Annotated in this window: 19 protein-coding genes and 2 tRNA genes; 14 read left to right on the forward strand and 7 right to left on the reverse strand. The window is 68.5% G+C overall.

Going from position 1 to position 18,250, the window contains the following annotated elements; translation table 11 throughout:
* Positions 1-21 precede the first annotated feature (21 nt).
* From gatC to JOE67_RS00215, 5 genes are read left to right on the forward strand one after another with little or no spacing between them, the layout of a single operon-like run.
* The gene (gene gatC, locus JOE67_RS00195; protein ID WP_099195633.1) at positions 22-321 is read left to right on the forward strand and encodes an Asp-tRNA(Asn)/Glu-tRNA(Gln) amidotransferase subunit GatC; all 300 of its coding nucleotides are present in this window, start codon (positions 22-24) and stop codon (positions 319-321) included.
* Complete coding sequence (gene gatA / locus JOE67_RS00200; protein ID WP_204973577.1) at positions 318-1,835, forward strand: Asp-tRNA(Asn)/Glu-tRNA(Gln) amidotransferase subunit GatA; 1,518 nt, start codon at positions 318-320, stop codon at positions 1,833-1,835. Before gatC ends, gatA begins: the two co-directional genes overlap by 4 nt.
* The gene (gene gatB / locus JOE67_RS00205; RefSeq protein ID WP_204973578.1) at positions 1,835-3,349 is read left to right on the forward strand and encodes an Asp-tRNA(Asn)/Glu-tRNA(Gln) amidotransferase subunit GatB; all 1,515 of its coding nucleotides are present in this window, start codon (positions 1,835-1,837) and stop codon (positions 3,347-3,349) included. The genes gatA and gatB overlap by 1 nt, the downstream gene beginning before the upstream one ends.
* A 51-nt stretch (positions 3,350-3,400) precedes the next feature.
* Positions 3,401-4,660, forward strand: coding sequence for a DNA polymerase IV (dinB, locus tag JOE67_RS00210; protein ID WP_204973579.1), 1,260 nt, complete (start codon positions 3,401-3,403; stop codon positions 4,658-4,660).
* Positions 4,661-4,690: 30 nt separating this feature from the next.
* The gene (locus JOE67_RS00215; protein ID WP_204973580.1) at positions 4,691-5,275 is read left to right on the forward strand and encodes a nucleoside/nucleotide kinase family protein; all 585 of its coding nucleotides are present in this window, start codon (positions 4,691-4,693) and stop codon (positions 5,273-5,275) included.
* On the opposite strand, the gene JOE67_RS00220 is transcribed toward JOE67_RS00215, so the two are convergent.
* The 4 genes from JOE67_RS00220 to JOE67_RS00235 all read right to left on the reverse strand — a co-directional run bounded on the left by JOE67_RS00220 (position 5,265) and on the right by JOE67_RS00235 (position 6,620).
* On the reverse strand, positions 5,265-5,765 hold the full coding sequence (locus tag JOE67_RS00220) for a DUF2017 family protein (protein WP_338041440.1): 501 nt from the start codon (positions 5,763-5,765) through the stop codon (positions 5,265-5,267). The genes JOE67_RS00215 and JOE67_RS00220 overlap by 11 nt on opposite strands.
* Positions 5,762-6,064 (reverse strand): ATP-dependent Clp protease adapter ClpS, encoded by a 303-nt coding sequence (clpS, locus tag JOE67_RS00225; RefSeq protein WP_204973582.1) that lies wholly within the window; start codon positions 6,062-6,064, stop codon positions 5,762-5,764. Before clpS ends, JOE67_RS00220 begins: the two co-directional genes overlap by 4 nt.
* Entirely contained in the window at positions 6,061-6,405 is a 345-nt protein-coding gene (locus tag JOE67_RS00230; protein WP_204976518.1) for a metallopeptidase family protein, read from the reverse strand. Before JOE67_RS00230 ends, clpS begins: the two co-directional genes overlap by 4 nt.
* Before the next feature lie 143 nt (positions 6,406-6,548).
* A tRNA-Arg gene (locus JOE67_RS00235) sits at positions 6,549-6,620 on the reverse strand.
* Between the two features lie 48 nt (positions 6,621-6,668).
* Here JOE67_RS00235 and orn point away from each other — a divergent pair.
* Positions 6,669-7,295 carry an oligoribonuclease gene (orn, locus tag JOE67_RS00240; RefSeq protein WP_204973583.1) on the forward strand — a complete coding sequence of 209 codons (627 nt, stop codon included), beginning with the start codon at positions 6,669-6,671 and terminating at the stop codon, positions 7,293-7,295.
* 36 nt (positions 7,296-7,331) lie between these two features.
* Positions 7,332-7,407, forward strand: a tRNA-His gene (locus JOE67_RS00245).
* Between the two features lie 100 nt (positions 7,408-7,507).
* Here JOE67_RS00245 and JOE67_RS00250 read toward each other — a convergent pair.
* Complete coding sequence (locus JOE67_RS00250; protein WP_204973584.1) at positions 7,508-7,771, reverse strand: hypothetical protein; 264 nt, start codon at positions 7,769-7,771, stop codon at positions 7,508-7,510.
* 65 nt (positions 7,772-7,836) lie between these two features.
* On the opposite strand from JOE67_RS00250, the gene JOE67_RS00255 reads away from it, so the two are divergent.
* On the forward strand, positions 7,837-8,745 hold the full coding sequence (locus tag JOE67_RS00255; RefSeq protein ID WP_204973585.1) for an alpha/beta fold hydrolase: 909 nt from the start codon (positions 7,837-7,839) through the stop codon (positions 8,743-8,745).
* Here the strand turns inward: JOE67_RS00255 and JOE67_RS00260 are convergent.
* Positions 8,717-9,190 carry an Lrp/AsnC family transcriptional regulator gene (locus JOE67_RS00260; RefSeq protein ID WP_204973586.1) on the reverse strand — a complete coding sequence of 158 codons (474 nt, stop codon included), beginning with the start codon at positions 9,188-9,190 and terminating at the stop codon, positions 8,717-8,719. The two genes, JOE67_RS00255 and JOE67_RS00260, sit on opposite strands and share 29 nt — an antisense overlap.
* 168 nt (positions 9,191-9,358) lie before the next feature.
* On the opposite strand from JOE67_RS00260, the gene JOE67_RS00265 reads away from it, so the two are divergent.
* The 3 genes from JOE67_RS00265 to JOE67_RS00275 are packed head-to-tail and all read left to right on the forward strand — an operon-like array spanning position 9,359 to position 12,853.
* Positions 9,359-10,471: a thiamine pyrophosphate-dependent dehydrogenase E1 component subunit alpha gene (locus JOE67_RS00265; RefSeq protein ID WP_204973587.1), complete on the forward strand. Its 1,113-nt coding sequence runs from the start codon at positions 9,359-9,361 to the stop codon at positions 10,469-10,471.
* 1 nt (position 10,472) lies between these two features.
* Positions 10,473-11,498: an alpha-ketoacid dehydrogenase subunit beta gene (locus tag JOE67_RS00270; RefSeq protein ID WP_204973588.1), complete on the forward strand. Its 1,026-nt coding sequence runs from the start codon at positions 10,473-10,475 to the stop codon at positions 11,496-11,498.
* Complete coding sequence (locus tag JOE67_RS00275; protein WP_204973589.1) at positions 11,495-12,853, forward strand: 2-oxo acid dehydrogenase subunit E2; 1,359 nt, start codon at positions 11,495-11,497, stop codon at positions 12,851-12,853. The genes JOE67_RS00270 and JOE67_RS00275 overlap by 4 nt, the downstream gene beginning before the upstream one ends.
* A 56-nt stretch (positions 12,854-12,909) precedes the next feature.
* Here the strand turns inward: JOE67_RS00275 and JOE67_RS00280 are convergent, their stop codons facing one another.
* Positions 12,910-13,503: a TetR/AcrR family transcriptional regulator gene (locus JOE67_RS00280; protein ID WP_204973590.1), complete on the reverse strand. Its 594-nt coding sequence runs from the start codon at positions 13,501-13,503 to the stop codon at positions 12,910-12,912.
* Positions 13,504-13,594: 91 nt separating this feature from the next.
* On the opposite strand from JOE67_RS00280, the gene JOE67_RS00285 reads away from it, so the two are divergent.
* The 3 genes from JOE67_RS00285 to JOE67_RS00295 are packed head-to-tail and all read left to right on the forward strand — an operon-like array spanning position 13,595 to position 18,242.
* Positions 13,595-15,148, forward strand: a complete 1,554-nt coding sequence (locus tag JOE67_RS00285) for a carboxyl transferase domain-containing protein (protein WP_239527930.1) — start codon at positions 13,595-13,597, stop codon at positions 15,146-15,148.
* 5 nt (positions 15,149-15,153) lie between these two features.
* Positions 15,154-17,073 (forward strand): acetyl/propionyl/methylcrotonyl-CoA carboxylase subunit alpha, encoded by a 1,920-nt coding sequence (locus tag JOE67_RS00290; RefSeq protein WP_204973591.1) that lies wholly within the window; start codon positions 15,154-15,156, stop codon positions 17,071-17,073.
* Complete coding sequence (locus JOE67_RS00295) at positions 17,070-18,242, forward strand: acyl-CoA dehydrogenase family protein (protein WP_204973592.1); 1,173 nt, start codon at positions 17,070-17,072, stop codon at positions 18,240-18,242. Before JOE67_RS00290 ends, JOE67_RS00295 begins: the two co-directional genes overlap by 4 nt.
* The last annotated feature ends 8 nt before the right edge of the window (positions 18,243-18,250 follow it).

Consider the following 18,250-nt stretch of genomic DNA (forward strand, 5'->3'; position numbering starts at 1 on the left):
GCGCTCTCGTAGACTGGAGCGGTGTCTGAAATCACCCCTGATCTTGTGCGCCATCTCGGCGTGCTCGCGCGCATCCAGCTGTCCGACGACGAGGTGACTCAGCTGACAGGTCAGCTCGATGCCATCGTCGACAACATCGCCAAGGTGTCGGAGGTCGCGACGCCCGACGTCGTGGCGACCAGCCACCCGATCGCGATGAGCAACGTCTTCCGACCCGACGAGGTCGGACAGACGCTGACCCTCGAGCAGACCCTGCAGAACGCGCCGGACGCCGCCGACGGCCGCTTCCGCGTCACCGCGATCCTGGGAGAAGAGCAGTGAGCGACATCATCCGGCTGACCGCCGCCGATCTGGGCGAGAAGATCGCCGCCGGTGAGATCTCGAGTGTCGAGGCGACTCAGGCTCACCTCGATCGGATCGCCACCGTCGACGGCGACGTGCACGCCTTCCTGCACGTGAGCGAGCACGCGCTCTCCGCAGCCGCCGACATCGATGCCCGGCGTGCGGCGGGGGAGCAGCTCGGCCCGATCGCGGGCGTTCCGCTCGCGGTCAAGGACGTGCTGGTAACCACCGACATGCCCTCCACGAGCGGATCGAAGATCCTCGAGGGCTACATGTCGCCCTTCGACGCCACGGTCGTCGCTCGCTCGCGAGCCGCAGGGCTGATCCCCCTCGGCAAGACCAACATGGATGAGTTCGCCATGGGCTCGTCGACCGAGCACTCCGCCTACGGGCCGACGCGCAACCCTTGGGATCTCGACCGCATCCCCGGTGGCTCGGGAGGAGGGTCCGCCGCGGCTGTGGCTGCGTTCGAGGCGCCTCTCGCGCTCGGCTCCGACACCGGCGGCTCGATCCGCCAGCCTGCGCACGTGACGGGCACCGTCGGCATCAAGCCCACCTACGGCGGCGTCAGCCGCTACGGCGCGATCGCGCTGGCATCTAGCCTCGACCAGGTCGGTCCCGTAACCCGCACCGTGCTCGACGCCGGTCTGCTGCACGACGTGATCGGCGGGCACGACCCGAAGGACTCGACGTCGCTCGCGAAGCAGTGGCCGTCGTTCGCGGAGGCCGCGCGCGAGGGCGCAAGCGGGCAGGTGCTCAAGGGGCTCAAGGTCGGCGTCATCAAGGAGCTGCCGGACTCGGGCTTCCAGGAGGGCGTCGTCGCGTCGTTCCGCGAGTCGCTCGCGATGATGGAGGCGCAGGGGGCCGAGATCGTCGAGATCTCGGCGCCGCACTTCGAGTACGGAGTCGCCGCCTACTACCTCATCCTTCCCGCCGAGGCCTCCAGCAACCTCGCGAAGTTCGACTCGGTGCGCTTCGGGCTGCGGGTCACACCCGAGGGCGGCGCGACCGTCGAGGACGTCATGTCGGCGACCCGTCAGGCCGGGTTCGGGCCCGAGGTCAAGCGACGCATCATCCTCGGCACGTACGCCCTCTCGGCGGGACACTACGACGCCTACTACGGCAGCGCGCAGAAGGTGCGCACGCTCATCCAGCGGGACTTCGATCAGGCGTTCGCGCAGGTCGACGTCATCGCCACGCCGTCCGCGCCGACCACGGCGTTCAAGATCGGCGAGAAGATCGACGACCCGCTGCAGATGTATCTCAACGACCTGACCACGATCCCGGCGAACCTCGCCGGAGTCCCGGGCATCTCGATCCCGTCCGGCCTCGCGGCCGAGGACGGGCTCCCGGTCGGCATCCAGTTCCTCGCGCCCGCGCACGAGGACGCTCGTCTGTATCGCGTCGGCGCGGCTCTCGAGGCCGCGCTCGTCGACTCGTGGGGCGCGCCTCTGCTCGCCCGTGCTCCGCAGCTGCTGGGAGGAACCCGCTGATGGCCACCGCCAAGCTCATGGACTTCGACAAGGCCCTCGAACTGTTCGAGCCCGTGCTCGGCTTCGAGGTGCACGTCGAGCTGAACACCCGCACGAAGATGTTCTCCGATGCGCCGAACCCGGCGAACGACGAGTTCCACGGCGCGGAGCCGAACACGCTCATCGCCCCGGTCGACCTGGGCCTGCCGGGCTCGCTCCCCGTGGTGAACGAGAAGGCCGTGCGCTCGTCTATCAGCCTCGGCCTCGCGCTCGGCTGCTCGATCGCCGAGTCGAGCCGCTTCGCGCGCAAGAACTACTTCTACCCCGACCTCGGCAAGAACTATCAGATCTCGCAGTACGACGAGCCGATCGCGTTCGAGGGGTCGGTCGAGGTCGAGCTCGAGGACGGAACGCTCGTCACCATCCCCGTCGAGCGCGCGCACATGGAGGAGGACGCGGGCAAGCTCACGCACATGGGAGGCGCCACCGGCCGCATCCAGGGTGCCGAGTACTCGCTGGTCGACTACAACCGCGCCGGTGTGCCGCTCGTCGAGATCGTCACCAAGCCGATCTTCGGAGCCGAGCACCGTGCACCCGAGTACGCGAAGGCGTACATCGCCGCCATCCGCGACATCGTCCGCGGCCTGGGCATCTCCGAAGCGCGTCTCGAGCGAGGCAACCTGCGGTGCGACGCGAACGTCTCGCTTCGCCCCCGCGGTCAGGAGAAGCTCGGCACACGCACCGAGACGAAGAACGTCAACTCGATGCGTTCCGTCGAGCGCGCGGTGCGCTATGAGATCCAGCGCCAGGCGGCGATCCTCGCAGACGGCGGCACGATCACCCAGGAGACGCGTCACTGGCACGAGGACACGGGTACGACCTCCCCGGGGCGTCCGAAGTCTGATGCCGATGACTACCGCTACTTCCCCGAGCCCGACCTGCTGCCCGTGCAGCCGACGCGCGAAGTGGTGGAGGAGCTGCGTGCCGCGCTTCCCGAGCAGCCGGTCGCCCGCCGCCGTCGGCTGAAGGCGGAGTGGGGCTTCACCGACCTGGAGTTCCAGGACGTGCGCAACGGCGGCCTGATCGACGAGGTCGAGGCGACGATCGCCGCCGGCGCCGCACCCGCGACCGCGCGCAAGTGGTGGACAGGTGAGATCACGCGCATCGCCAACGCGCAGGAGCGCGACGCTGCGGGTCTCATCGCTCCGGCCGACGTCGCCGCGCTGCAGGGTCTGGTCGATGCAGGCACACTGACCGACAAGCTCGCTCGGCAGGTTCTCGAGGGCGTCATCGCCGGTGAGGGTTCGCCGCAGGAGATCATCGACGCACGCGGCCTCGCCGTCGTCTCGGACGATGGTGCGCTGATCGCCGCCATCGACGACGCCTTCGCTGCGCAGCCGGACGTGCTGGCGAAGATCAAGGACGGCAAGGTGCAGGCTGCCGGCGCTGTCATCGGCGCAGTGATGAAGGCGATGAAGGGTCAGGCCGACGCCGCGCGGGTGCGCGAGCTGATTCTCGAGCGCGCCGCGCAGTGACCTCTACGGTGCCACCGGCACGATGTCGGTGGCACCGGTCAGGATGGATGCATGGGACGCGGTGACGGATCCGGTCGCATCGTCTCGCCCGAGGGCGCGGACGACAGCGGCACCGGCATCCTGCATGTCGACATGGACGCGTTCTACGCGGCAGTCGAGGTGCTGCACGACCCGTCGCTGCGCGGCCTTCCGCTGATCATCGGCGGTCGTGACGGGCGCTCGGTGGTCTCCAGCGCGTCGTACGAGGCGCGCCGGTTCGGCGTGCGCAGCGCCATGCCCGTCGGTCAGGCTCTCAGACTGTGCCCGACGGCTCGGGTGGTGCCGCCGGATTTCACGCGCTATCAAGCGGTGTCGGCCCAGGTCATGGAGATCTTCCAGAGCATCACACCGCTCGTCGAGCCTCTGTCGATCGACGAGGCATTCCTCGACGTACGCGGCGTGCGCCGGCTGTGGGGGAGTCCGGGCGAGATCGCCGCTCTCATCCGTCGACGGGTGCGCGATGAGGTCGGCATCACCTGCAGCGTCGGGGTCGCTGCCACGAAGCACGTCGCGAAGATGGCATCCACCGTCTCCAAACCAGACGGGATGCTGGTGGTGCCGGCCACGCGCACGCAGGAGTTCCTCGATCCGCGCCCGGTCGGGGCGATGTGGGGCGTCGGTCCGAAGGCAGCGGAGGCGCTGGAGCGTCGGGGGATCCGGCTGATCCGTGACGTCCGCGAGGCGCCGCCGGAAGCGCTCGAACGCGCGGTCGGTCCTGCGCTGGGCCAGAGGATGCAGGAGCTCGCTCGAGGTCTCGATCCACGGTCGGTCCAGACGGAGAGGGTCGAGAAGAGCATCGGTCACGAGGAGACGTTCGATCGCGATATCGCGGACCTCGATCTGCTGCGATCGGAGCTTCTGCGCCTGGCCGATAGGGTCGGAGCCAGGCTGCGATCTGCCGGATGGCATGCCGGTGCGGTGTCGATCAAGATCCGCTTCGCCGACTTCAGCACCATCAGCCGCACGGTCTCGCTGCCCGAGCCGACCGATGTCGGACAGCGCATAGGGGAGACCGCGATCGGCCTGTTCGGGCAGATCGAGCGCCGCGATCCGGTGCGTCTGGTCGGCGTGCGCGCCGAGAAGCTGCGATCGGCCGGGGCGTCTGCGATGGCGCTCTGGGACGACGACGAGGATCAGCGACGGCTGGAGGGCACGCTCGACGACGCACGTGCACGGTTCGGCGTAGGGATGATCACCCGCGCACGGCATGTCGGCGGGTCCGATCGTCGCGGTGCCGACGCAGTGCAACCGCGGCCGTTCGGACGGGAATGACCCCGTCTGCGGTTCGGATAGCGTGGAGCCATGCCGAGTGCGACCTCCCCTGATCCCTTCGGCGAGGGCCTGACGGCTGCGACCGTGCGCATCTGCGATGCGGTCACCGCTGTATCCGCATCGAACCCGGTCGTGGTGATCGACGGGCGAAGCGGAGCAGGCAAGAGCAGCCTCGCCGCGCGCGTCGCGCGTGCGTGGCCGCTCAGCACGCCCGTGCAGCTCCTCGCACTCGATTCGCTGTATCCGGGCTGGGACGGGCTCGAGCGCGGCGCCGATATCGCGCGCGAGAACGTGCTGCGTCCGCACGGCAGGGGCCTGATCGGCATCTGGCGTCGCTGGGACTGGGAACTGGGGGAGGAAGCCGAAGCCCATGCGGTCGATCCGGCGCTCGGTCTGATCGTCGAGGGATGCGGAGCACTCACGCTCGCATCGGCAGCGCTGGCCGATGTCACCGTATGGGTGGACGGCCCGAGCGCGTCACGACGCCAGCGCGCGCTCGATCGGGACGGCGACGGGTTCCGCCGTCACTGGGATATGTGGGCCGCCCAGGAGGATGCGCATATCATGCGTCATGAACCGCAGCGTCTCGCTCGCGTGAGCGTGCTCACCCCGTAGGGTTCTCGTCCGCGGCGTCGACTGCGTCTGCTCGCTGGATGAGATCCTCCAGGCGGTAGCCGAGCCAGTCGTAGACGTGGAAGCGAGGGTCGTCCGCGTCATGGTGGTCGTCGCTGACGACCCCGAGCCTGGATGCGACGACGAGCCGGATCGCCGTGAGAGTGCGCAGCCATGGATCGATGTGCCCGGGTGGCACCTCGACCTCGTGGGGCGTCAGCATGTCGCGCGAGTCCTCGTCGTCGGCGTCGAACTCGTGCAGATCGTCGCGCATCACGATGGCGTCGCTGCGACGGCGGTCGAACAGCTCGCTCTCGGTGCCACGGCGGAACTCCGACGCCGCCGCATCGTCTCCTGGATAGGCGACGGGAGCAAGCCGCAGGAGCGCCGGGTCAGCGCCGTCACGCGGCCCTTCGACCAGCCCGAGGAACTCGTCGAGCAGATGCAGCAGGTTGCGTCCTTCGATCCAGGCGATCGAGATCGTGACCGTCACAGCGGCACCTGCCTGACCGTCGCCCACAGACCGAATTCATGCATCGCGCGGGCGTGCACCTCCATGGTCTCCCTCGGGCCGGTGGCGACGACTGCGTGCCCTTCGTTGTGCACAGCGAGCATGAGAGCGGTCGCCTGCTGCTCGGGATAGCCGAAGTAGCGACGGAACACCCGCACGACATAGCTCATGAGGTTGACGGGATCGTCCCACACAACCAGCTGCCATGGCACCAGCGGTGCGGCGGAGAGATGCTCAGCGAGCTGTTCGTCGAGCAGGGGAGCGGACGCCGGGATGCTCATGCCCACCCCAGCTCGTGCAGCTGCTCGTCGTCGATGCCGTAGAAGTGGGCGATCTCGTGCACGAGAGTGGTGTGCACCTCGTCGCGCAGCTCGCCCTCGTCGGCACACGCACCGAGGTGCGCTCGGCGGTAGACGATGATGCGATCGGGCAGCTCGCCCATGCCGTACTGTCCCCGTTCGGTCAGCGCGAAGCCCTCGTAGAGGCCGAAGAGATCGCCGCCGTCTTCTGGTTCGTCCTCGACCACGAAGATCACGTTGTCGAGTCCCTCGACCATGTCGTCGGGGAGCCTGTCGAGCTCGTCGACCACGAGCCTCTCGAAGGCCTCAGCATCCATCTCCATGCCTGCAGCGGCCTCTTCGGCGCCGGAGGCGATGGCGACCTGTGCCAGGTCGCCATCCGAAACGGGGTGATCGAGCGAGGACATACGTCGATGCTATCGAGAGCGTGCATGCAGCGCCGGGGAATCCCCGCGACCGCAACCGGTGCCCCCTGCAGGATTCGAACCTGCGACCAACGGATTAGAAAGCCGATGCTCTTCCTCTGAGCTAAGGAGGCGTACTGACTCAAGATTACCGTGTCGGGCGCCGTCGCTAGGATCGGATCATGGTTTCTGCGACAGAGAACGACAGGCTCGTCTGGATCGACTGCGAGATGACGGGCCTCGACCTCTCGGTCGACGAACTCGTCGAGATCGCCGTCGTCGTCACCGACTTCGAGCTGAACCCCATCGACCCCGGATTCCAGATCGTCATCAAGCCAGGCGATGCGGCGCTCGCGAACATGAACGACTTCGTCACCAACATGCACCGGACCTCAGGGTTGATCGACGAGATCCCCGCCGGTGTGAGCCTCGCCGAGGCCCAAGAGCAGACCCTGGCCTACATCAAGCGCTTCGTGCCGCAGGAGCGCAAGGCGCCACTCGCGGGCAACACGATCGGCACCGATCGGATGTTCCTCGCCAAGTACATGCAGGACGTCGACCAGTACCTGCACTACCGAAACGTCGACGTGTCGAGCGTCAAGGAACTTGCGCGGCGCTGGTACCCGCGGGTCTTCTTCCAGGCGCCCGAGAAGAACGGCGGGCACCGCGCACTCGCAGACATCCTCGAGTCGATCCGCGAGCTGCGTTACTACCGTTCCGCGGTGTTCATCGATGCCCCTGGACCCTCGTCAGAGCAGGCCCGCGACATCGCGTCCCGCACCGTGTCAGAGTTCACTCCGAACATGTAATAGACTTATCGAGTTGCCCGCTCCGGCAGGCGCATGGTGGGTATAGCTCAGCTGGTAGAGCACCGCGTTGTGGTCGCGGGGGTCGCGGGTTCAAGCCCCGTTACTCACCCCAGAGAAGGTCCCGGATCCTGAAGGTTCCGGGACCTTCGCTTTTCATGTCTCGTCGTGCATGCCGCGTCGTTCGCTCCACCCGCGGGCGCCGATCTCGCGTGTCAGTGGCGCAGCGACGCCACGGCATCGTCTGGATCCCAGAACTCGCCGACCAGGACGAACGCGCCGGATGCCAGGTGCAGCCGCTCGGCGCGGTAGCGGATGCCGAGGGGATCGGCGATCACGCGCAGGTGACCGCGTATCGTCCCGCGGGCGTCGACGACGCGCCACAGGTGATCTCCGGCTCGGTCGAGATGCTCCGAGCGGCTGCGCAGGGTCGGCGTCTCCCAGAGGAGCGCGGGGTGTGCCGTGGTGAGCGAGGTCATGATGTCTCCTTCCTGATTCGAACATATGAACGGCCACCGACATTCCTTCCCGTAGACTCGGAGGCATGCCCGCTCCATCCCCGTACGCAGCTCGTCTCGCCGCGGTCCCGGTCGAGCGCCGAGAGGTCGAGGTGCTCGGATCGACGACGGCGTACTGGGTCTACGGTGAGCCGGATACGGCGGCGGACGCCCCGACGATCATCGCCGTGCACGGTTTCCGCGGTGAGCACCATGGCCTCGAGCCCGTCGTGGCATACCTGCCTGGCATCCGGATCATCTCGCCCGACCTTCCCGGCTTCGGCGAGACGCCACCGGTGCCAGGGCGTGAGCATGATCTCGGGCTCTACGCGGGCTGGCTATGCGAGTTCGCCCGCGCTGTGGCGCCGGGAGCGATCATCCTCGGCCACTCGTTCGGGTCGATCGTCTCGTCAGCGGCCGTCGCCAGCGGGCTCGAGACGCCGCGCCTCATCCTGATCAACCCGATCGGCGCGCCTGCGCTGGAGGGCCCGAAGGGAGTGCTCACCCGGATCGCGGTGCTGTACTACTCCCTGGGCGCACGCCTGCCGGAGCGCCTCGGAACGGCTCTGCTGCGGCATCCGCTCACCGTTCGCGTGATGAGCATCGCGATGGCGAAGACCCGCGACCCCAGGCTGCGACGCTTCATCCACGATCAGCACGACACCTACTTCTCGCGCTTCGCCGACCGCGAGGTGCTGCACGACGCGTTCGTGACCAGCGTGTCGCATGACGTCCGCGCCTTCGCGGGCGTGATCGACGTGCCGACCCTGCTGATCGCCGCGCAGCGAGACGACATCACTCCGATCGAGGCCGAGCGCCGGCTGGCGATGATGTTCCCGAACGCCGAGCTCGTCGAGATCGCAGAGGTCGGCCACCTCATCCATTACGAGACGCCGGCGGAGGCAGCAGGAGCGATCCGCCGGTTCCTCAGGCTTCCCGTCGCGCGAGGCCGATGAGACCGGCGACGCGGAACGGGATCACCTCGCCCATCGCGAGGGAGGTCTCGGTGCGCTCGACCCCTTCGATGGACAGGATGCGCGCGTCGGTGTCGAAGAGGTGACGAGCATCTCGGCAGGCGACTCGCGCGAGCAGGTCGATCGATCCGCTGAGACCGTGAGCCTGGACGATCTCCGGCACGCGTGAGAGCTCACTGATGATGCGCGGCAGCTCGGTCTGCCGCACTCCGATGCTGATGAAGGCCTGAAGCGGGAATCCGAGAACCTCGGTGGAGTACGACCGCTCGTACGACTCGAACACGCCGGTCTGCTCCAGCCGCGCCATGCGCGCCTGGATCGTGTTGCGCGACAGGTTCAGCCGGTCGGCCAGCTTGACCACCGTCATGCGCGGGTCTTCGGCGAGGGCGGTGAGCAGTTCGAGATCGGTGCGGTCCAACGTGGGCATAGTGCCACACGTTAGCAGGGCTTGGCCCTCACTTATTGCGCAACATGCTCAGCAGTCGCAGACATGCTTGAGCGAGGTGTCACCCAGACGTACCATTCGATCAAGCCCGACGCAGCTGTCGGGAAGCCGTGCACGCCCCACGAAGGCCGCCACGTCAGGAGGACGCCGATGTCACCGCACACCAGCCCGATCGTCGACACGCAGAACGATCTCGAACTCACGGAGCGCATTCTCGCTCCCGACGGCACGCGCGTGCCGAACCCCCAGCTCGACCGCTGGATCGCCGACATCGACTTCCAGACGATGCGCGAGCTGCACCGCGACATGGTCGTGCTGCGCCGCATCGACTCGGAGGGCGTAGCGCTGCAGCGTCAGGGCCAGCTGGGACTCTGGGCGCCGTGCAACGGACAGGAGGCCGCCCAGATCGGCACCGGTCGCGCGCTCGCCCCTCGGGATTTCGTGTTCCCGAGCTACCGCGAGACCGGAGTGATGTACACCCGCGGTGCCGAGCCGGGCGACTACGTCCGCATGTGGCGCGGCGAGGACGGCGCGGCGTACGACCCGTCGCGATTGAACATCGCCCCTCTGCAGATCATCATCGGGGCCCAGACGCTGCATGCGGTCGGCTACGGCATGGGAATCCTGCATGACGGCGCCGACGAGGTCGCCGTCACCTACTTCGGCGACGGCGCGACCAGTCAGGGCGATGTCAACGAGGCGATGATCTTCGCCTCGTCGTATCGCGCGCCCGTCGTGTTCGTCTGCCAGAACAACCACTGGGCGATCTCCGAGCCCGTGGGCCTGCAGTCGCAGTACCCGCTCGCCGGCCGTGCTCCGGGCTTCGGGATCCCGAGCCTGCGCGTGGACGGCAACGACGTGCTCGCCTGCATGGCGGCGATGCGCTGGGCGCTCGACCACACGCGCTCTGGCAAGGGCCCCGCGTACCTGGAGGCCGTCACGTACCGCATGGGTCCGCACACCACCGCAGACGACCCGAAGCGCTACCGTGACGATGCCGAGCTCGCACAGTGGCGCGAACGGGATCCGATCACCCGCCTCGAGGCTTACCTGCGCGCGGCCGGGGAGCTGACCGACGAGCACCTGGTCTCGGTTCAGAAGGCCGCCGACGACGTCGCACGCGAGATGCGCGCCGCGTGCATCGGCATGCAGACCCGTCCCGCTCTCGCCGTGTTCGATCGCGTGTACGCAGAGCCGCACTCCGGCCTGCAGCGCCAGCGCGACGACTACGCCGCGTACCTCGCATCGTTCGAGGAGGCCTGACATGACGACCATGACGATGGGCAAGGCCCTGAACGCCGGCCTTCGGCAGGCCATGCTCGATGACGAGAAGGTCGTGCTGATGGGAGAGGACATCGGCACGCTCGGCGGTGTCTTCCGAATCACCGACGGACTGAAGGACGAGTTCGGCGCCAAGCGCGTGATCGACACGCCTCTCGCGGAGTCCGGCATCGTCGGCACCGCCGTCGGTCTCGCCTTCCGCGGCTACCGCCCTGTGGTCGAGATCCAGTTCGACGGGTTCATCTACCCGGCCTTCGACCAGATCGTCTCCCAGGTCGCGAAGCTGCACTACCGCACCCAGGGCCGCGTGAAGATGCCGATCACGATCCGCGTGCCGTGGGCAGGGGGCATCGGGGCGGCGGAGCATCACTCCGAGTCGCCTGAGGCCTACTTCGTGCACACCGCCGGTCTGCGCGTCATCGCGGTCTCTGATCCTCAGGACGCCTACCGCTGCCTGAGGCAGGCGATCGCCAGCGATGACCCCGTGCTGTTCTTCGAGCCCAAGCGCCTGTACCACCACAAGGGCGAGGTCGACCTCGAGGCGCCGCTGGCCGACGCCCCGCCGATGGGCCTCGCGCGCGTCGTGCGTCAGGGAGCCGATGCCACGATCATCACGTACGGCGCCATGGTGAGCACTGCACTCGACGCGGCCGCGGCGGCCGAAGACGAGGGGGTCTCCCTCGAGGTGATCGACCTGCGCTCCATCTCGCCGGTGGACTACGAGACGGTCTCGGCCTCGGTGCGCCGCACCGGCCGCGTGGTGGTCGCGCACGAGGCGTCCCGCGAGGCGGGCGTCGCCGCCGAGGTCATCGCGAGCATCACCGAGTACTGCTTCGAGTACCTCGAGGCGGCCCCCGTGCGGGTGACCGGGCATGACATCCCGTACCCACCGGCGAAGCTCGAGAAGTTCCATCTGCCCGACCTCGACCGCATCCTGGATGCCGTCGATCGTGTGCTCGATCGTCCGCACAGTCTCAGCGGCGCGGACGCGAAGGGAGATCAGCGGTGATCGCCGAATTCCGTCTGCCCGACCTCGGAGAGGGACTGACTGAAGCCGAGGTGGTCCAGTGGCTCGTGCAGCCGGGTGATCCCGTGGCGCTCAATCAGACTCTTGCGGAGGTCGAGACCGCGAAGGCGGTCGTCGAGCTGCCCTCGCCCTACGAGGGAACCGTCGCGACCCTGCATGCGGACGCGGGGGAGACGGTCGCCGTCGGAGCTCCGCTGATCGCCTTCGATGTCGTCGGCGAGGAACCCGCGTCCTCCTCCGCTCCTGCTTCGGAGGGCGAGGAGAAGGCGCAGCCGAACCTCGTCGGATACGGCGCAGCCCCGGCGTCTTCCGGCCGCCCGGCGCGCCGAGCGCGTCGCGGCGGGACTCCTGCTGCGGCGTCCGCGGATGCGGACGTGCTCGTCGCCGCCCCGCACGATGTGCTTCCGCCGAGCGTCGCAGAGCCGACTGTGGGGGAGCGCCCCCGATCCACCCCGCCCGTTCGCGCGCACGCCAAGCGCCTCGGAGTCGATCTCGTGCTCATCGCCGCTGAGGTCGGCGACCGGGTGATCACCCGCGAGGACGTGGATGCCTACGCCGAGCGCACCGGTGCCACCGCGAACGCGGCGGCACCGGCTCCTGCCGAGCCGGCGATGCCCGCCGCCATGCCGTCCGGTGAGCGCGCCCAGACCCGCATCCCGATCAAGGGCGTGCGCAAGCACACCGCCCAGGCCATGGTGCGCAGCGCCTTCACTGCGCCTCACGTGACGACGTTCCACACGGTCGACGTGACGGCCACGATGGAGCTCATCGATCAGCTCAAGGCCGACAGATCGCTGTCGGAGCACCGGATCGGTCCGCTCGTGGTCGTCGCGAAGGCCGTCGCCCTCGCACTCGGCCGCAATCCCTCGCTGAACGCGACCTGGGACGAGGCGGCCGGCGAGATCGTGCAGAACCACTTCGTCGACCTCGGGATCGCCGCGGCGACGGAGAGGGGCCTGATCGTGCCGATCATCCGGGATGCAGAGCGACTCTCGCTTACCGGCCTGGCCGATGCGCTCACGCAGCTCACCCAGACGGCCCGTGCGGGTAAGATGAGCCCCGCAGAGCTCGCCGGCGGCACGTTCTCGATCACCAACATCGGCGTGTTCGGCATCGATGCGGGAACCCCGATCCTGCCACCAGGGCAGTCGGGGATCCTCGCGGTCGGCGCTGTGCGGCGTCAGCCGTGGGAGCACCGGGGCGAGATCGCTCTGCGTCAGATGATGACCCTGAGTCTCTCGTTCGATCACCGTCTCGTCGACGGCGCTGAGGGCGCCCGGTTCCTCAAGGACGTCGCAGACATCCTCGAGCAGCCGGGGCGGGCTCTGCTGTTCTGATCCGTCTGCGCCTGTCGACGCGATCCTCGTCGAGCACTCGTGGCCGGCGACTGATCTCAGTCGCCGGCCGTGAGCGCCGACATGGCCATGGCTGCGAGCACGCGAGCCGTGTCGGCCCGCGTGCGCAGCGCCGCCGAGGTGCTGTGCGGTGTCGAGTTGAGCAGGCCGAAGCAGGCCTGCACGCGCAGGCGCAGCTCTTCGCGACCCGCGCTGACCAGCATGTGGAGGGCATCGATCCACAGCTCGATATAGGCGCGCTGCAGCCGTCGCACGTCTGCCTGCGAGTCGTCCGACAGATGAGACAGATCGCGATCCTGCACTCGGATGACGTCGGCGTTGCGCAGCGCGAAGTCGACGTGGAAATCCACGAGCAGCGCCATGCGGGCGCGCTCGTCGCTCTCGCCGCGTACCACGGCCGCGCCGCCGGCGACCAGATCCTCACTCACGCCGATCAGCAGCGCTCCCAGCAGAGCCTGCTTTCCTGCGAAGTGCCGGTACACCGCAGGGCCGGAGATGCCCACGGCCGCGCCGATGTCCTCGAGGCTGACGCCCGAATAGCCCCGCGCAGCGAACAGCTCGGCGGCCGCGATGAGGATCGCGTCGGTCCGCTCGGCCTTGGCGCGATCGCGCGCGGTGAGAGGCGTTGTCATTTCGGTTAATCCTCGCTAACCTGAATTGTCGGGTTAGTGCACACTAACCCTTTTGATGCGAATTTTCAGCAATGGTCAAGGAGGACCCGCGATGCCGGTCACCCAGCAGGCACTCGCCGAAGAACTGCGTGAGCGACTCGCCGCCGCCGCGCTGGGCGGACCGGAGCGCTCCCGGGAGCGTCACGTCTCCCGCGGCAAGATGCTGCCCCGGGATCGCGTCACGCGGCTGCTCGACGAGGGAAGCCCCTTCATCGAGATCGCGCCGCTGGCAGCTCACGGGCTGTACGGCGGCGAGGCACCGGCGGCCGGCGTCATCGCGGGCATCGGGCTCGTGCACGGTCGGCATGTCATGGTCGTGTGCAACGACCCCACGGTGAAGGGCGGCACCTACTTTCCGCTGACCGTCAAGAAGCACCTTCGAGCGCAGGAGATCGCGCTCGAGAATCGTCTGCCGTGCCTCTACCTCGTCGACTCTGGCGGCGCCTTCCTCCCGAAGCAGGACGAGGTGTTCCCCGACCGTGACCATTTCGGGCGCATCTTCTTCAACCAGGCGCAGATGTCGGCAGCGGGCATCCCACAGCTGGCGGCGGTTCTCGGCTCCTGCACGGCGGGGGGCGCCTACGTGCCGGCGATGAGCGACCAGACCGTGATCGTCCGCAATCAGGGCACGATCTTCCTCGGCGGTCCGCCGCTCGTGAAGGCCGCCATCGGCGAGGTCGTGACAGCTGAGGAGCTCGGTGGCGGCGAGCTGCACGCCCGCCGCTCCGGCGTCGTCGATCACCTCGCCGACGATGACGAGCACGCTCTCGAGATCCTGCGCGACATCGTCGCGACCCTTCCGCAGCCCCCGCAGCCCGCATGGCAGGTGATGCCCGGTGTCGCTCCGCGCGAGACCGGAAGCATGTACGACGTCGTCCCGGTCGATGTGAACGCCGCGTACGACGTGCACGAGGTCATCGACCGGCTCGTCGATGCCGACACATTCAGTGAGTTCAAGGCCGAGTACGGCACGACCCTCGTCACGGGCTTCGCCCGGCTCCACGGCCACCCGGTCGGCATCGTCGCGAACAGCGGGGTGCTCTTCAGCGAATCGGCGCAGAAGGGCGCGCACTTCATCGAACTCTGCGACCAGCGAGGCATCCCCCTGCTCTTCCTGCAGAACATCACCGGATTCATGGTCGGGCGAGACGCCGAGGCCGGTGGCATCGCCAAGGACGGGGCGAAGATGGTCACCGCTGTCGCCACCACCCGGGTGCCCAAGCTCACCGTCATCATCGGGGGTTCCTTCGGAGCCGGCAACTACTCCATGTGCGGGCGTGCGTACTCGCCGCGCTTCCTGTGGAGCTGGCCGGCGAGCCGCATCTCGGTGATGGGCGGGCCGCAGGCGGCATCCGTCCTCGCCACAGTCAAGGAGGATCAGCTGACGGCAGCGGGAGAGAGCTGGACGCCGGAGGAGCGCAACGAGTTCGAGGCGCCGATCCGCAGCCAGTACGAGGCCCAGGGCGAGCCGTACTACGCGACCGCCCGGCTCTGGGACGACGGCATCATCGACCCGGATCAGACCCGAGACCTGCTGGGGCTGGCTCTCGACGTCGTCTCCCGCACCCCCCTGCCCGAGCCGCGCTTCGGCCTCTTCCGGATGTGATCACCATGACCACAGGCAGCATGACCACAGGCACCACGACCATCGACACCGTGCTCGTCGCCAACCGCGGCGAGATCGCCCGCCGTATCATCCGCACCCTGCGCGAGCTGGGCGTGCGCAGCGTCGCCGTGTACAGCGACGCCGACGCGCGTGCGCCGCACGTCCGCGAGGCGGACCAGGCGATGCACATCGGAGGGTCTGCAGCCGCCGACTCCTACCTCAACGTGGATGCCATCATGGCCGCGGCACGGGCATCCGGAGCCCAGGCGATCCACCCCGGATACGGCTTCCTCTCCGAGAGCGTCCAGCTGGCACGCGCGTGCGCGGCCGCGGACATGATCTTCATCGGCCCGGACGAGCGGGCCCTCGACATCATGGGCGACAAGGCCACCGCGCGCGACCACGTCGCTCGGCACGGCGTTCCGGTGGTGCCGGGCTTCAACGCCGCCGGTCTCGACGATGCTCAGATCCGAACCCGCGCCGACGAGATCGGCTACCCCCTGCTGGTCAAGCCCAGCGCCGGCGGTGGCGGAAAGGGCATGGAGATCGTGCGATCCGGCGACCAGCTCGCCGGAGCACTGGCGACGGCGCGACGGGTCGCGACCGCTGCCTTCGGTGACGATTCGATGGTGCTCGAGCGGCTGGTGCAGCGGCCGCGGCACATCGAGGTGCAGGTGTTCGGAGACGCACACGGCACCGTGATCGCACTCGGCGAGCGCGAGTGCACTCTGCAGCGCCGACACCAGAAGGTCATCGAAGAGGCGCCGGCCGCTGCACTTCCCGATGCGGTCCGGCGGCGGCTGCTCGACGCAGCCGTTGCCGCCGCCAGGAGCGTCGACTACGTCGGGGCCGGCACGGTCGAGTTCCTCGTCGAGGCGGACGCCGTGGAAGACATCTTCTTCATCGAGATGAACACTCGGCTGCAGGTCGAGCACCCCGTGACCGAGGAGGTCACGGGCCTCGACCTCGTCGCGCTGCAGCTGCACATCGCCGCAGGCGGGGCGATCGACCCCGCCCCCGCGGTGCGCGGCCACGCGGTCGAAGCGCGCGTGTACGCCGAGTCTCCCGAGCGCGGATTCCTGCCTTCGACGGGCCGCGTGCTGCTGTTCGACCCGCCCCGTGACGTGCGCGTCGATGCGGCGATCGAGACCGGCTCCGAGATCAGCGGCCACTACGACCCCATGATCGCGAAGGTGATCGCATACGGTGCGGAGCGCACGACTGCGCTCCGCCGCCTCGACGCCGCGCTCGCTCGCACGGTGGTGCTCGGCGTCGAGACCAACATCGCCTTCCTGCGGGCCCTCATCCGAGACGAGCGCGTGATGTCGGGGGACCTCGACACCGGTCTCATCGAGACGATGCTGCCGTTCCCCGCCGGCGCTCCGACGCCATCCATGCTCGCCGCGGCCGCGCACGCCCTCGAGGCGCAGCGCCCGGTCGGGGCGGGAGACATCTGGCACCAGCTGCCTGGTTGGCGGCTCGGCGGCACGGCCCAGGTCGATCGCCCGGTGTTTCTCACCGACGACGACGAGGTGATCCAGGCTCCGGCGGCGTACGTGCACGGCATCCCGACGGCGACCGACGCGGGCGGCGCGGTGTGGACTTTCGCCGAGGGCGCGACAGCCCGTCTGCGGCCGCTGTCGCGTCGCTCGCGCATGCAGCGTCGTCTCGCCGAGCGGGAGCAGGCATCGGGCCCACGTGAGCCCGAGGGCCGTGCACCCATGCCAGGCAGCATCGTCGCCGTGCATGTCGCCGAGGGCGACCTCGTGCGCGCCGGCGACCCCATCGTCTCGATCGAGGCGATGAAGATGGAGCATCCGGTGCTCGCGCCTCACGACGGCACGGTGCACCTGCTGGTCGCCCTCGGCGACCAGGTGAGGCGGGACCAGCCCGTCGTGCGAGTCAGCGAAGAGGAGACAGCATGAGCGCCCAGACCGAACTGACCGGTGTCGACCTGAACGAGGAGCAGCGCGAGCTCGCCTCGATGGTGCGCGAGTTCGCCGAAGAGGTCGTCGCCCCGCAGGCGTACGAAGCCGACCGGACCCACACCCTGAACCTCGACGTGGTCCGCCAGATGGGGGAGATGGGCCTGTTCGGTCTGCCTTTCTCGGAGGAGTACGGCGGCCAGGGCGGTGACTATCTCGCCCTGGGCCTCGCAATCGAGGGACTGGCGCGCGTGGACCAGTCGCTGGCGATCACCCTCGAGGCGGGGGTGAGCCTCGGAGCCATGCCGATCTATCGCTTCGGCACCGAGGAGCAGAAGCAGGAGCACCTGCCGTCGCTGCTCGCGGGCGAGGCGCTGGCGGGCTTCGGTCTCACCGAACCAGAGGCCGGCAGCGACGCGGGCGCCACGCGCACCACGGCGCGCCTCGACGGCGGCGAATGGGTGCTCAATGGCAGCAAGCAGTTCATCACGAACTCCGGCACCGACATCACCCGGTTCGTGACGATGACAGCGGTCACCGGCGAGAGCGACGGACGCAAGGAGATCTCGACGATCATCGTCCCGAACGGCACCCCCGGCTTCACCGTCGAGCCCGCATACGACAAGGTCGGCTGGAACGCCTCGGACACCCACCCGCTGACCCTCCAGGATGCGCGCGTGCCCGAGGCCAACCTGCTCGGGGAGCGCGGCCGCGGCTTCAAGAACTTCCTCAGCATCCTCGATGAAGGCCGCATCGCGATCGCCGCCCTCGCGACGGGCGCCGCCGAGGGATGCCTGGAGGCGGCAGTCGACTACGCAAACAAGCGCACGGTGTTCGGCTCGGCTCTGAGCACCAGGCAGAACGCGCAGTTCACGCTCGCCCGCATGCGGGTACGTGTGCACACCGCGCGTCTGGCTTGGCATCACGCTGCTCGTCTGCGCGACGCAGGCCGTCCGTTCGCCGAAGCGGCGGCGATCGCCAAGCTCGTCTCGGGTGAAGCCGCGATGGACAACGCCCGCGACGCGACGCAGATCTTCGGCGGCAACGGATTCATGAACGAGTACCCCGTGGCTCGCCACTACCGCGACTCGAAGATCCTCGAGATCGGCGAGGGCACGACCGAGGTGCAGCTGCTCGTCATCGCCCGCTCGCTGGGTCTCGTGGGTTAGGAGAGAGC

The sequence above is a fragment of the Microbacterium esteraromaticum genome (assembly GCF_016907315.1).
GTDB classification, from domain to species: Bacteria; Actinomycetota; Actinomycetes; order Actinomycetales; family Microbacteriaceae; genus Microbacterium; species Microbacterium esteraromaticum.